This is a genomic window from Spirosoma gilvum (assembly GCF_054776815.1).
Genome location: NZ_BAAHBH010000001.1, coordinates 513197 through 526031, shown reverse-complemented (window position 1 = coordinate 526031; position 12835 = coordinate 513197). Strand labels below are relative to the sequence as shown.

The 12835-nt window shown below is 45.2% G+C and carries 12 protein-coding genes and 1 tRNA gene; 3 read left to right on the top strand and 10 right to left on the bottom strand.

What is annotated here, in order from left to right:
- The first annotated feature begins 86 nt into the window (after positions 1 to 86).
- On the top strand, positions 87 to 770 hold the full coding sequence (locus ACYVFD_RS02105; RefSeq protein ID WP_461088034.1) for a hypothetical protein: 684 nt from the start codon (positions 87 to 89) through the stop codon (positions 768 to 770).
- Positions 771 to 777: 7 nt separating this feature from the next.
- Here the strand turns inward: ACYVFD_RS02105 and ACYVFD_RS02100 are convergent, their stop codons facing one another.
- The 3 genes from ACYVFD_RS02100 to ACYVFD_RS02090 all read right to left on the bottom strand — a co-directional run bounded on the left by ACYVFD_RS02100 (position 778) and on the right by ACYVFD_RS02090 (position 4366).
- Entirely contained in the window at positions 778 to 1608 is an 831-nt protein-coding gene (locus ACYVFD_RS02100; protein ID WP_461088032.1) for an SGNH/GDSL hydrolase family protein, read from the bottom strand.
- Positions 1609 to 2059: 451 nt separating this feature from the next.
- The gene (locus ACYVFD_RS02095) at positions 2060 to 3823 is read right to left on the bottom strand and encodes a DUF4209 domain-containing protein (protein ID WP_461088030.1); all 1764 of its coding nucleotides are present in this window, start codon (positions 3821 to 3823) and stop codon (positions 2060 to 2062) included.
- Positions 3824 to 4292: 469 nt separating this feature from the next.
- A tRNA-Ala gene (locus tag ACYVFD_RS02090) sits at positions 4293 to 4366 on the bottom strand.
- A gap of 150 nt (positions 4367 to 4516) precedes the next feature.
- On the opposite strand from ACYVFD_RS02090, the gene ACYVFD_RS02085 reads away from it, so the two are divergent.
- Positions 4517 to 4771: a GIY-YIG nuclease family protein gene (locus ACYVFD_RS02085; protein WP_020595607.1), complete on the top strand. Its 255-nt coding sequence runs from the start codon at positions 4517 to 4519 to the stop codon at positions 4769 to 4771.
- Positions 4772 to 4979: 208 nt separating this feature from the next.
- Here ACYVFD_RS02085 and ACYVFD_RS02080 read toward each other — a convergent pair whose 3' ends face one another.
- The 3 genes from ACYVFD_RS02080 to ACYVFD_RS02070 form a co-directional block, all read right to left on the bottom strand.
- Positions 4980 to 5603: a C40 family peptidase gene (locus tag ACYVFD_RS02080; protein ID WP_461088028.1), complete on the bottom strand. Its 624-nt coding sequence runs from the start codon at positions 5601 to 5603 to the stop codon at positions 4980 to 4982.
- 67 nt (positions 5604 to 5670) lie between these two features.
- The gene (locus ACYVFD_RS02075; protein WP_461088026.1) at positions 5671 to 7830 is read right to left on the bottom strand and encodes a Tex family protein; all 2160 of its coding nucleotides are present in this window, start codon (positions 7828 to 7830) and stop codon (positions 5671 to 5673) included.
- Positions 7831 to 8081: 251 nt separating this feature from the next.
- Positions 8082 to 8273, bottom strand: a complete 192-nt coding sequence (locus tag ACYVFD_RS02070; protein ID WP_020595610.1) for a cold-shock protein — start codon at positions 8271 to 8273, stop codon at positions 8082 to 8084.
- A gap of 186 nt (positions 8274 to 8459) precedes the next feature.
- On the opposite strand from ACYVFD_RS02070, the gene ACYVFD_RS02065 reads away from it, so the two are divergent.
- A complete protein-coding gene (locus tag ACYVFD_RS02065) occupies positions 8460 to 9251 on the top strand; it encodes a M23 family metallopeptidase (protein ID WP_461088605.1) in 792 nt (263 codons plus the stop codon).
- Between the two features lie 91 nt (positions 9252 to 9342).
- Here the strand turns inward: ACYVFD_RS02065 and ACYVFD_RS02060 are convergent, their stop codons facing one another.
- The 4 genes from ACYVFD_RS02060 to ACYVFD_RS02045 all read right to left on the bottom strand — a co-directional run bounded on the left by ACYVFD_RS02060 (position 9343) and on the right by ACYVFD_RS02045 (position 12662).
- On the bottom strand, positions 9343 to 10149 hold the full coding sequence (locus ACYVFD_RS02060; RefSeq protein ID WP_461088024.1) for an RpnC/YadD family protein: 807 nt from the start codon (positions 10147 to 10149) through the stop codon (positions 9343 to 9345).
- Positions 10150 to 10210: 61 nt separating this feature from the next.
- Positions 10211 to 10420, bottom strand: a complete 210-nt coding sequence (locus ACYVFD_RS02055) for a hypothetical protein (protein ID WP_460949825.1) — start codon at positions 10418 to 10420, stop codon at positions 10211 to 10213.
- Positions 10421 to 10511: 91 nt separating this feature from the next.
- On the bottom strand, positions 10512 to 11981 hold the full coding sequence (locus ACYVFD_RS02050; protein WP_461088022.1) for a CCA tRNA nucleotidyltransferase: 1470 nt from the start codon (positions 11979 to 11981) through the stop codon (positions 10512 to 10514).
- A 120-nt stretch (positions 11982 to 12101) separates the two neighbouring features.
- Positions 12102 to 12662: a Sua5/YciO/YrdC/YwlC family protein gene (locus ACYVFD_RS02045; RefSeq protein WP_461088020.1), complete on the bottom strand. Its 561-nt coding sequence runs from the start codon at positions 12660 to 12662 to the stop codon at positions 12102 to 12104.
- Between the last annotated feature and the right edge of the window lie 173 nt (positions 12663 to 12835).

Below are 12835 nucleotides of genomic sequence, written 5' to 3'. Positions count from 1 at the left end.
GTGGGTTAATATAAACTTATCCGACCACACTTAACCTGATTCGGCTCGTCTGAATGCAGGTGGAGGAATTCCGAGCAGAACGATTCATGACACCTTACGAAGGCACGCTGGCAAAAAAAATGACCCAGGCTTTCGAGCTGGGCCAAATGATGGCGAAATGGAGGCAACGAACCAAACTGGAAGCGTTTCCGGAAGAGTTAATCCTCGATTCAATTATTAACCGGATTGACCAGATCAATCAACAATTCGACGTACAGCTCCACTATTACCAAACCCTGACGGATGCCCGCAGGCAGTTGACCGACGGGTCGGCTCCGGGCATCCGGCAACTCATCGACAAGGTATGGGCGGATGTTTGCGGGCAGTTTACCAGCGACAGTGTGGCCAATACGCTCCTGAAAACCCTGCACCAGAAAATCCAGCGGTTTTCGCTTCCCAACTTTCCGATCAGCCAGCGCAAGCCTTTCTTTTACAAGGAAATTCGGCTCTATGAAGACTCCTATGCCTTACTGGGGCAATATTATAGCTGGTTTATTGATCTGCTGTCGGTGGTGAATTTCACGCCACTTCAGGCACCGATTTGTCTCAATGAGCTTCGTAATCAGGCCCATGAGTTCAATGCGCAAACCGTACAGATTATGGAGGAGGCCGAAAAACTCAAGAATCTGCAACTGGCCCGAAATCATTTGTTCAAACTGCTAAATCAGGCTGTTGTTGCGGCCCGAGGCCGTTTACTAACCTACAAGCAGGAAGCCTATCGTTCGTTCTGATCCGTCATTACCTGTCCAGCTTTTTTATTGTTTTGACCAACTGACGACTGATCAGAGCGTACCCTTTATCGGACGGATGCAGCCCATCGTAGGTTTTATCGATCGATTCAACGGGATATGGGTATTCGTCTGTTTCGGGATTGAACGGCACATCAATAAAGGCCGGGTATTTATAGTTTGTATAAACCCCCGTCTGTGGATTTTTCAGCCGTTTGTACTTCACCAGTTTCTTTAGCTCCAGCCCTTTCAAATGGTACAAATCCACAATGGGTAAGTGCTCAACATGGGCAATGGAGTCAATCGCCAGGGCAAACGTTTCGAGCAACTGACCATTTTTGGCTTTATAGGAGCCGTAGGCATTATTCTTGAAATTGGTCAGATAGACAAAATCGACCCGTTGCATGGGCGTAATCAGAATGATCGGCGCATTCGGGTTCAGACTTTTCAGCTTGTTAATAATAATACGAAACGAGCCGTAGACCGTATTCGTCCCCGTGTTGTTCTGATAATCGGTCAACCGGCCTAATGGCTTACCCCCCCACCAATCGTTGGTTCCCAGGAATACCGAATACAGATCAGCTTTCGTCAAACCTAAGGTTTCTATTTGCTGGGCAATTCGTACGGCGGTCCAGCCATTATGCCCCTGGTTGGTGTAATGAATATAAGGTAATTGTTCGACCACTCGGGTCATATAGCCTTTGGTAATCCGGTTTCCGGTTTCGTTCAGGTGTTCATTCAGATACGTAATGGAATCCCCAATGGCCACCCAACTCATTTCGGAAGGTTTAAATGAACCGAGTAAGCCAATCAGGGCCAGAGAAATAAGCAATTGTCGCATAGCAGGCAACGTCAAAAAATCAGTTAATCGAAAACAGAAAGAAAAGCGACGAGATGGTTTACTGCCTAAAGATACCCATGCCATCAAATTAATCGGAGCGACAATCCCATATCCTTACTTTTAGCACTTGCCTGCCCTCCTCTTCTGTCAAGGGCAGGTTAACGAGATGAGTCTATCGATTAAGAATGCCGAGCTATCGGTGAAGCAGTAAGTAGGACAGCCGGAGCCCGTTGAGTTCCGGCTGTTTTGTCGGCAAGGAGCCGACTTATTGGCAAGATCCGATAGCGCTAGGTATCTGCTTATAGACAAACCAGTAGCCAGTGCCGTATCCAGCCTGCCTGTTTACTTTAACAAGCTTAACCAGCAACAGTAAACAAAGAAATCTGGTCAATTCAGCCGGGCTTCTTTGTCAGTTTTCAAATACTATTTTATAACGAAAATTTATTAGAGCTTATTTATTAGAGTTCAAAGTCAATTCATACTTACCTAGCCTCAAAAAACATAGAAAAATCAGTGATATTGTTTGTAAATTATAATTTGAATACCTAAAAAACGAATGAGCAACATTATTTCTAATATTTAAACCAGTTCGTATAAAGGCATATTTAAACAAAGCTATATCTCTTTCTGAAAAGTATTCTAATGTTTTAGGATTATCAATTAATTCTTCAAGCAACTGTTCTTGTAATTGACCCTTCTTATCAACTGTAGTATTACCTCCTGTTAACCTTATAAAGTCTCTTAATACTCCTTCGAATTTTAGAGTTAATGAATCTATAGCCAGAATATAGTTATTTATCTTATTAGTTTGCAAAAGTACAGACAATTCAAATTGAGAGAAGAAATTATGTATACCAGGCGCTATCATGCTTAACCAAGTTATACTTCCCTCAGAATCATCTATATCCATCTTTACGGAATATTTTTGACCGTACCATGTATTGTTTTTAAAGTAATTATAAACTTTATAATAGTTAAACTTCCCAATAATTACTCCATCCATGAACACGCGCAGGAACAAAGCGTAAAATTGTACATTATATCCTAAAGTATAATTATTCAATATCTCATGTTCTAACTTTTCCGATTCAGTGAGTTTCTTGAAATTATTATTAATATCAAAAAGTGCGACTGAAAACAACCCTCTCAATGAAGCTTTTAGAAGGAGTTTAGAATTTTCTATATTTTGTTGATTGTCTAATAAAATCTTCTCTTCTACAGCAAAGAATGCTAGGATTTGGTCGGTCTCTAACTTTAATATAGTATCAGATTTAACTTTCAAATATCTATTTAGTTTCTTAAGTAGTCCCTGATCTAAGTCTACGCTTATCTTATTTAGCTTCATTATTTTTTTTAGCCTATTATACTCTTTTATGGCTAATTCATACTGATTATTTGCTTTAGCTTTCTTTAAGTATTGAACTTTTTTACCTACACTGGTAATATTAATGAAATCATTATCATCGGGATGTTGCCTAATAATGATGTCTTCATTTCCAGCAAGCAGTAAATAGATATTAGAATTATCTCTAGCTATTTTCTTATAAAGAGCTAATGCAGTTTCTAGAATTTGTAAATTTACAAAGTAGTTATCGGTATCAATCCAGTTGGGCAAATCATTTGCTATAGGTTCTAACTCTTGCATTCTGAAAAGAGATGAATCTAAAATAATCTTCAAAATTTGCCCTTTAATCCAAACAACTGAACCATATAAACAATTAAGCGCAGACTTTTTTGAAGCTTCTATAAGTCTTTTAGAATTTTTCGATATATATAATATAGCAGATATTATATTTGGAACATCATGCAATTCTATTTCTTTGCCAGTATTAATAATATCTACATACGAATTAATAGCAATTTCAGCGAAATTATTATTTCTCGTTTCTTGCCAAAGAACATTAGAGTACCTTGCTTTCAAGAATATATTACTTGAACTTTTTAGTCTATTCTCAAGGTATTCCAATTCATTATTGCTAAAATCTAGACTAGACAGCACATCACCATTAGTATTAGTCAATTGTATATGCAACACTAATTTGCCATCTGAAAAATTCAAATTAAACACTTTACGTTCACATATAATATCAGCTTTGTCTTTTTGTCTAATCTCCTTAAGCTCTTTTACTGTTTGCTGAAATCTCCATATATTGACTGAATCTATTTGCTCCAACGACTGATAGAAATCAATGTTAAATGCATTACGCTTTTTCATAAAAACCTTGCCTATTTTGACCTAAGATAATCATTTTACTGATAACTAAAAAAGCTCAACCAATTCAGCTGGGATTTTTGATTGAGTTAGAGGATTATTTCTTCTTGGCTGTAAAGCTAACCTTTCGGGACATACTTTTAATTGAGGTCTGAATAGTGGCTCCAAAGGGCAAACCACTGCCAAAATTTACGATTGAGTAAGTAGGGGTTTCAGCCTGATAGCTAATAGTTGTACCACCTGCTTTTCGGGCTAATACTCAGCCAAACAACTTTATATTGCCGGTATTCTTCCAGCCGAACCATAGGCAGTAAAGCTGCTTTTGAGAATTATTCTGGAAATGGTTTCGCTTACCAATCCAACTTTGTAAAGTCAATTGTATACGAACTTGTAGAGAGCAGTCAGCAGTAGAGTAGATCACAAATAAAAAATGCCATTTCCGATACAGGAAACAGCATTTCAGAGTACTTAGTGGAGAATATCGGATTCGAACCGATGGCCTCTACAATGCCATTGTAGCGCTCTAGCCAACTGAGCTAATCCCCCGTTTTGTGGGTGCAAAGATGAGGAAAAAATCGCTTTCTCCAACAGGTAAACCTATTTTTTTTGATCCGCTCAATATACTTTCCCGTCTACACGGTTAATGTTTGTTTTCTGTTATCATTTGTGTAGCTTTGACAATAGTCCAGTAACCGTATGCATACCGTTTATATTATATACAGCCCCACCACCGACCAGTACTTCATTGGTCAGACTAAGGACCTCCGCATCACGCTGTGGCAGCACAATGCCAAAACCAACCCAGCCACTGCCGATGGAAAACCCTGGGAAGTGAAATTCACCCAGCAGTTCCCAACCCGCAACGAAGCCCTGAGCCTGGAAATGAAGCTGAAGAAAAAAGATCGCGCCCACTGGGAAGAACTGATCAATAGTACCCAACCAACCGTCTGACACGATCACTCGTTTTATAGAAAAAGCCGCTCCTACGAGCGGCTTTTCGTTTTTAGAGGGCTTGATAAAACCAGCGATTCCATTTTTTGTCATTCCGACCCTAGGAGGAATCTCAACGTTGATTATTAGTCAAGCTTGAAGTTCCTCCTAGGGTCGGAATGACAAAGATTAAATCGAAATAGATTTATGCTTACTTGTACTTATCTGCTCAAAACGGACGCAGGGCTTTCACAAAACGGCCTTTGAAATAATCGCTGTACAGGTTGTCTTCGCGCACTCCCCGCGAGGACGACGCATGGATGAACCGGATGTTCTGGTCACCATTTACCTCCGTCACAATACCGGTATGCGATACATACCCCGCCTGTCCTTTGTCAGGAACGAAGAAAATCAGATCGCCGGGCAAAATCTCGGCTACTTCCACTTCACGCCCTACTTCCGACTGCTGCCACGAAACTCTGGGCATCCGCAAGCCAACGGTATTGAATACCGCATACACTAAACCCGAGCAATCGATTCCGTCGGTGGTGTTGCCTCCCGTGCGATAGGGCGTACCCGTATAGGTCCGGGCAATTTTCACCACTTCAGGCACATACCGGTCTTCGTATGTACGCGAATCCACTACCCGACCAGAAGACTTTGCCGGAACAGCAGGTGGACGAGATGGCGTTTTACCGGTTGGCGCTCGACGGGCAACGGGTTTCGACGATGAAGGGCGACGACTGACGGATGGCCCCGACGAACGAAGGACCTCGCAGGATGAAAGCAATGAAAGCAGGCAGGCGCTCAGCAGAACGGGACAGACAATAGCCCGGAACCAGCGTTTTTGCATACGGGTTGGGTTTTGGATCATAAGTGCCTTTAAGTAACGCGAAAGCACATAGGAACAATGCAACCTATCAAAATTTCATGGATAATCCTATACGTTTACGGGCTTTATCGACTTCCATCACCTTTACTTTTACTTTCTGGTGCACCTTCACAACGGTTTTCGGGTCCGAAACAAAATGATTGGCCATCTGCGAAACGTGGACTAAGCCGTCCTGCTTCACACCAATATCAACGAAAGCCCCAAAGGCCGTAATGTTGGTCACGACCCCAGGCAGCACCATTCCTTCGTGCAGATCGTCGACCGACCGAACGCGGGCGTCGTATTCAAACACCGACAACTGCTCACGCGGATCACGGCCGGGTTTGGCCAGTTCGGAAATAATGTCGCGCAGGGTGGGCAGGCCAGCCGTATCAGTCACGTAGCGTTCGGGTTTGATCTGCTGGCGAAGCTCAGGCCGTCGAATGAGATCGGCAACGGAGCTTCCGGCATCGCTGGCCATGCGTTCCACAATGGAGTAGCGTTCGGGGTGAACAGCGCTGTTGTCCAACGGGTTTTTCGCTCCTTCGATACGTAAGAACCCGGCACATTGTTCAAATACTTTCGGTCCAAGCCGGGGGACTTTCTTCAACTGGTCGCGCGAGCTGAAGGCACCATGTTCGGCCCGGTAAGCCACAATGTTATTGGCAAGCTGTGGGCCTAACCCCGATACATACCGGAGCAGATAGGCACTGGCCGTATTGAGCGATACCCCCACCTGATTCACGCAGCTTTCAACAACCGTATCCAGGCTGGTTTTCAAATCGGTCTGGTCTACATCATGCTGATACTGGCCAACGCCAATGGATTTTGGGTCAATCTTAACGAGTTCGGCCAGCGGATCCATCAACCGACGGCCAATACTGACCGCTCCGCGAACGGTAACATCACGGTCTGGGAATTCATTTCGGGCCACTTCCGAAGCCGAATAAATGGAGGCTCCCTGTTCACTCACCATAAAGATGGGAATTTGCTCGCCCGATGGCTTCGTAAGGTTGAGGCTATGGGCAAACTCTTCCGTTTCGCGTCCGGCCGTTCCATTGCCAATGGCAACCGCGTCGATTTTATACTGCAGTACCAGTTTCTGGACTACCTGCACTGCCTGTTGGCGCTGGGCGTCAGATTGTGTCAGATACAGAACCGTATCGGTTAGTAAATTGCCCTGTGCATCCAGGCAAACCGTTTTACAACCTGTTCGATAGCCTGGGTCGATGGCTAGCACACGCTGCTGGCCTAATGGTGGGCTCAGCAACAACTGACGCAGGTTTTCGGCAAAAATTTTGATAGCCTCGGCATCCGCTTTTTCTTTCGAGCTGTTCGAAAACTCGGTTTCAAGGGACGGTTTGAGCAGTCGTTTGTAGCCATCCCGGATTGCCATATACAGTTGATCCTTACAGGCCGGGGTGCCCGACCGTTCGGCGACAAATTGTCGTTCGAGCCGTTCGATGGCGGCATCCTCGTCCGGTCCGATGCTCACAGTCAAAAAACCTTCTGCTTCACCCCGACGTAGAGCCAGCAATCGATGCGAGGGTACACGGCGAAGCGGTTCGGCAAAATCGAAATAGTCTTTAAATTTTACGCCCTCTACATCTTTGCCTTTTTTCACCGTCGACCGGATGATGGCTTCGCGGTCAAACAGGTTCCGGATGCGTTGTCGGGCGTCGGTATCTTCACTGATACGTTCGGCCAGAATATCGCGTGCGCCCTGCAATGCATCGTCAATAGTCGGAACGGCATCCGTTAGGTAGCGTTGAGCGATTCGATCCAGGTTGGCTTCCCGTTGGGCAATCAGCACATTAGCCAGGGGTTCCAGGCCACGTTCGATAGCCAGTACGGCACGGGTTTTCCGTTTCTGTTTATACGGCAAATACAGATCTTCCAGGTCAACCAGTGAGTCGGTCGCGTCGATTTTCTTACGAAGTTCGGGCGTGAGTTTACCCTGCTCATCAATCGATTTGAGAATAGCCTCCCGACGTTTGTCGAGTTCAAGCAATTTCTGATAGGTTTCCCGGATTTGTCCAATCTGCACTTCATCGAGCGGTCCACGATCAGGGGAGGCCGTAGCTTCTTTACGGTAGCGGGCAATAAACGGAACAGTCGCTCCACCGTTGAGTAATTCGATGGTGGCCGTCACCGACCGGGCATTCAGGCCGAGCCGGGCTGCTACCCGTTGGTCAATAGTTGGGATCATACTAAGTTGTCAAGCATAGTCAAGAATGGCCAAAAAATGGTCAACTGTAGTCAAAAATGGTAAAATGTAGTCAGGCGTAGAAGCAATAACCATTCTTGACCATTACCTAACACTTCTTGACTACACTTGACTATTTCCTGACCAGTATCTGGCAATTTCAACCCGTAAAAATGGCGCTGGAAACTGACAGGGCAAAAAAAAACATGCCTTGTGGCATGTTTTTTTCATCGGCTTGTCTTTATATCTTACAATTAAGCTATTTCGACATTAACGGCGTTTAAGCCTTTCCGTCCACGCTCGACATTAAATTTCACTTTGTCGTTTTCGCGGATTTGGTCGATGAGGCCAGTAGCGTGTACAAAAATATCTTCGCCACCTTCATCGGGTTTAATGAAGCCAAACCCTTTGGTTTCATTAAAAAATTTTACAGTTCCTGTTTGCATTGTTTGTTTTAAATTTGGGCGAATAACGCGACAATAAAATTTATTTCCAAATTTTCCGCTGTCGAAATGTTATTTTCGAAATGCCTTTCGTTTACCTGCCATTTCATACGTCAATGCCGCTTCTTTGCGTAATTTTGACGAATTAACCGAAAAATTAGCGTAGTGAAGATTGACCTAACTCTGTTCATGCGGGTATTGGGTATTGTGGGAGCGTTATTGATTGGGGGCCTGAACGCGGCCTCGTCGCAAACTGTGATCAGCAATTCTGACGAACCGTCCCTCTATACGTATTGTCAGCAGTTTCAAACGTTGTATACCCAAATCCGCGAACAGAGTATAACCCCTGACTCGGCCCGACTTCAGTTCAGCAGCATTATGCTCGGGTTGCAGGAGCGGTTTCATAGCCAGGAGAGTTTTCCACAGGACTCGGTTCAGCGTGATAGTTTGTTCAAGTCCGGTCTATATTTCAATTTCCCGATCCGAGGATATACACCCAGCGCCATTGGCGGCAGGCATGGAGAAGGCTATCGGGGTACAGGCTTTGACCTCTTCGATTACAACGTTCGGGGTAGCCATCCGGCCCAGGACATTTTTATCGTTGATCGAAATCAGGATGTTGTCGACGACCGTACCGGCGATCCGGTCGATATACTGGCTATGACATCCGGGCTTGTTATCGGTATTGAAACCCAATGGAAACCCGGCTCCGAATTCCGGGGCGGAAACTGGATATGGGTGTATGACCCCATCCTGCACGGTTTGTTTTATTACGCTCACAACAGTCAGGTGGATGTACGTCCAGGCGATTGGGTACAGGGCGGACAAAAATTGGCCGAAATGGGCCGTACCGGGTATAATGCGTATAAATCACGCTCCCCGACTCATTTGCACCTGATGTATCTGCAAATTCAGCCGAATGGTCTCCCCCAGCCCATCAACACCTATCAATGGCTATTGACGGCAAAGCTGGCGAAATGATAAGGTCAGAATTTAGATAAAAGGGAGTTTTACTGGATAGGTTAAAATGGAGTTGGCAACTAACTCTGCCTATTGATAACCTATTTGCAGATCATTTCTCTGCCTGCATTTGTTGCACAAATTCAACCGACACATCAGCAATATCAGCAATTTGCTCAATGGTAAATGTACTTTTCGCCAATAGATTTTTCACAAAGCGGATTTGAGCCTGCTCTTCACCTTTATCGAACCCAACCATATAGGCAGCATCTTTCTCCACACTAACAAATTTGGCAATACTGTCCATAGCTATATCCTTAAGATGGTCTCCTAAATTACGCAATTGGGCTAAAACCCGCAATTGCCTGAAGTATTTCATTAACGGAAAATCTCCGATAACCGTTTCCTCAATGCGTTGAATAATATGTCCTATTGCTATTTCAGGCGTGTCGCCTTTAAAATCACCCAAAACTCCTAAAACAATTTCCTCTGGCCGATCCGATTGCAGAAAAATATGATAGTCTAGTTCCGAGAAGGAAATTAACGGATACTCAAATGTCATACGCTTTCTTACAAGCTGAGTAGGCATTACTGGTTTCGCTGCGCCTAGATAGATAACATACTGCTCTATCGGGATTTCATACTTACGTTCGAGCATCACATAGTATTCAGCCATTCGGTAAATCATCTTTGGCTCGTCGGCTACCTGAAACTCAATTTGCAGTACGTAAACATTTCCCTGGCTATCCGTTATTTTCTTCAACACATCAGGCTTACGCTCCTTTGTGTGTTGTATGTCGTCAGGAAGTTCTTCGGATGAAAAAGCTGTAATACCCAGTATATTTTTTATTATACTCGGTATTACAGCCTCAATATTTTCTTTAAAAATTTTGTCGTACTGGCTGACTTGCTTACCCATTTGGCAAAACTACCACAAATGACCATATCAGCCATTGATGTAGACAAAAAATAGCAAGGCTTTACGACTCCCGGACCAGATTTACGCCGGTGACCAGAAAAATCATACCGACGATGAAGGGAGCGGCCGATTCCGCTTTTGAGACATGCATGCCCAGAACAGCTTTCCCTTCCGACAGAAAAGCGACCAGAGCAAATAAAACGACGACGACACCTAAGATGGTGAGTGCTGCGCCAAAAAAGCGCCGAAAATTGGTATTGTTGTTATCCATAGTACGTATCAATGAATAATGAACAATGCATAATGAACAATGGCAAATAACACTCATTGTGGTACATTATGCAGTGTCCATTATTCATTTTTCATTGTCCATTACTAACTGTTTTAGGGGTTAAACCGCGTTTGCGGCCTTCTTCCAGTAAAAATGGGTATGCGGCTTCCAGCGTGTTAGGAACCAGACCATCCAGAATAGCTTCCCGAAGCAAGGTCTTGATATCGCCCACGATTTTCGAGGGAGGCAGACCAAACGTTTCCATAATTAACTCGCCGGTAATAACCGGCTGAAAATTACGCAGTTTATCGCGTTCTTCAAGGTCATGCAGTTTCCGTTCTACCTTATCGAAATTACGAAGGTGTTTCTGTACTTTTTCGTAATTCTTTGAGGTAATGTCGGCCCGGCACAAGGCCATCAATCCTTCCAGATCATCGCCCGCATCGAACAGCAGTCGGCGTAGGGCCGAATCCGTGATCTGTTCTTTCGTCAGCGCAATGGGACGCAGGTGCAACCGTACGAGTTTCTGCACATACCGCATATGCTCATTCAGAGGCAGTTTCATGGTTCGGAAAATGCCGGGTACCCAACGGGCGCCCAAATCCTCGTGCCCATGAAACGTCCAGCCTACTTTCGCATCGAAACGCTTGGTAGCAGGTTTGGCAATATCGTGCAGTAAAGCCGACCAGCGGAGCCAAAGTTCATTCTCGCGCTCTGCTGGGGATGGACTGGCCTGGGTACGATGGGCAATATTGTCCAGTACCTGCAGGGTATGGTAAAAATTATCCTTATGCCCTTTTCCTTCAATGGTCTCCACGCCCTTCAGGGCTACCAGCTCGGGGAAAATTCGTTCCAGCAACCCGGCATGATAGAGTAGTTTAAACCCATACGAAGGCGTTGGCGACAGAATAATTTTGTTCAGCTCGTCGGTGACACGCTCGCGCGAGAGAATACTCACCCGTTCGTTCATCCGCACAATGGCGTCGAACGTATCGGGTTCAATATCGAAGCTCAACTGCGAGGCAAACCGGATGGCCCGCATCATCCGCAGGGGGTCGTCGGAGAAGGTAATGTCGGGATTGAGTGGCGTACGGATGGTTTTCCGTTTGATGTCTTTCAGGCCATTGAACGGATCGAGCAGGTCACCGAAATCGTCTGCATTAAGACTGATTCCCATAGCGTTGATCGTAAAATCCCGGCGGTTCTGATCGTCTTCCAGTGTACCATCTTCCACAATAGGTTTGCGGGAGTCGCTTCGGTACGACTCTTTACGGGCACCAACAAATTCCACCTCCCACTCCTGCTCACCTTTGCTATCCCGCAACATGGCCGTACCAAAATTCGGGAACACCGATACGTTTGTACCCAGCGCTTTCCCAACGGCTTCGGCCAGGGCAATACCACTCCCAATACACACCACATCGATGTCTTTCGAAGGTCGATTCATCACCAAATCACGCACAAAGCCGCCAATAACGTAGGCTCGTAGCCCAAGCATACTGGCCTGCTGTGCAATGGTATCAAAAATCGGGTGCTTATGAAGTGTTTCGCTAAAATTCATTCGTTCAAATGGAGGTATTCCGTTTACAGTCTTCGGTGGGTCAGCGCGCCACCCACCGTAACGACGGCCCGGCGTATCGACGGCCCGGTGTAAACCGAATACCGTAGACTGTAAACCCTTTTATTTTCTGATAAAATTCACTTCACCGTTTGTTTTCAACCGCATGATACGCGGCCGTTTGGGCATACCGGGAAGCGTTCCAAATCGTTCGGCAATGATCGATTCAGCAGCTTTAGGCAACTCCAGCGACTCGAAAGGCAATGTAAGCAGTCCTCGGCTAAAACTCCCTAATAGCCGCTGTATATCAGCGTTTAACGCCCGACGAACGGCCACCTCGCCAGCCACTATATTTTCCTGTTCGGCGGGTTGTCCCTGCTTCCAGAGTAACAGCGAGATGTTTTTTCCCTGATCGTACACCACGGTGAGCGGATTTTCAGCGAACTCTACCAGGTCATAGGCTACATCGGGAAGTTTGAGGACGTACAATCCTAACTGATCTGTATTTTGAATCAGTACCGTTGGTTTTAGTCCGGCAGGTATCAGGGCTACCAAAGACAGCAATTGTGCCACAGCGGTATCATTGACCGGGTCAGCGGCCAGCGACCAGCCCGTTTCGTCGGCCAGGGCAATTAGTTTTCCCTGCCGAAGCTGATAGGCAATATCTCGAATTGTTGGTGTCATAATCAATCCACAAAAATACGGTAAGTTTTTGTTCCGACAGGCCGCCCCCGCTTAAAACAACAGAGATCAGGTGATACATTCCTGTAAACTGTCAACTTCGCTGCCCTATATAGTTCGTTCGAAGTAAGCATTCTCTGAACAAAATTCACCGTTTACTGTTGATGGGCTAAACC

Coding starts and splice junctions, on each gene's coding strand:
- ACYVFD_RS02105 (WP_461088034.1), top strand. CDS start 87: ATGACACCTTACGAAGGCACGCTGGCAAAAAAAATGACCCAGGCTTTC.
- ACYVFD_RS02055 (WP_460949825.1), bottom strand. CDS start 10,420: ATGGATAACAACAATACCAATTTTCGGCGCTTTTTTGGCGCAGCACTC.
- ACYVFD_RS02045 (WP_461088020.1), bottom strand. CDS start 12,662: ATGACACCAACAATTCGAGATATTGCCTATCAGCTTCGGCAGGGAAAA.
- ACYVFD_RS02100 (WP_461088032.1), bottom strand. CDS start 1,608: ATGCGACAATTGCTTATTTCTCTGGCCCTGATTGGCTTACTCGGTTCA.
- ACYVFD_RS02080 (WP_461088028.1), bottom strand. CDS start 5,603: ATGCAAAAACGCTGGTTCCGGGCTATTGTCTGTCCCGTTCTGCTGAGC.
- ACYVFD_RS02070 (WP_020595610.1), bottom strand. CDS start 8,273: ATGCAAACAGGAACTGTAAAATTTTTTAATGAAACCAAAGGGTTTGGC.
- ACYVFD_RS02060 (WP_461088024.1), bottom strand. CDS start 10,149: ATGGGTAAGCAAGTCAGCCAGTACGACAAAATTTTTAAAGAAAATATT.
- ACYVFD_RS02095 (WP_461088030.1), bottom strand. CDS start 3,823: ATGAAAAAGCGTAATGCATTTAACATTGATTTCTATCAGTCGTTGGAG.
- ACYVFD_RS02075 (WP_461088026.1), bottom strand. CDS start 7,830: ATGATCCCAACTATTGACCAACGGGTAGCAGCCCGGCTCGGCCTGAAT.
- ACYVFD_RS02085 (WP_020595607.1), top strand. CDS start 4,517: ATGCATACCGTTTATATTATATACAGCCCCACCACCGACCAGTACTTC.
- ACYVFD_RS02065 (WP_461088605.1), top strand. CDS start 8,460: ATGCGGGTATTGGGTATTGTGGGAGCGTTATTGATTGGGGGCCTGAAC.
- ACYVFD_RS02050 (WP_461088022.1), bottom strand. CDS start 11,981: ATGAATTTTAGCGAAACACTTCATAAGCACCCGATTTTTGATACCATT.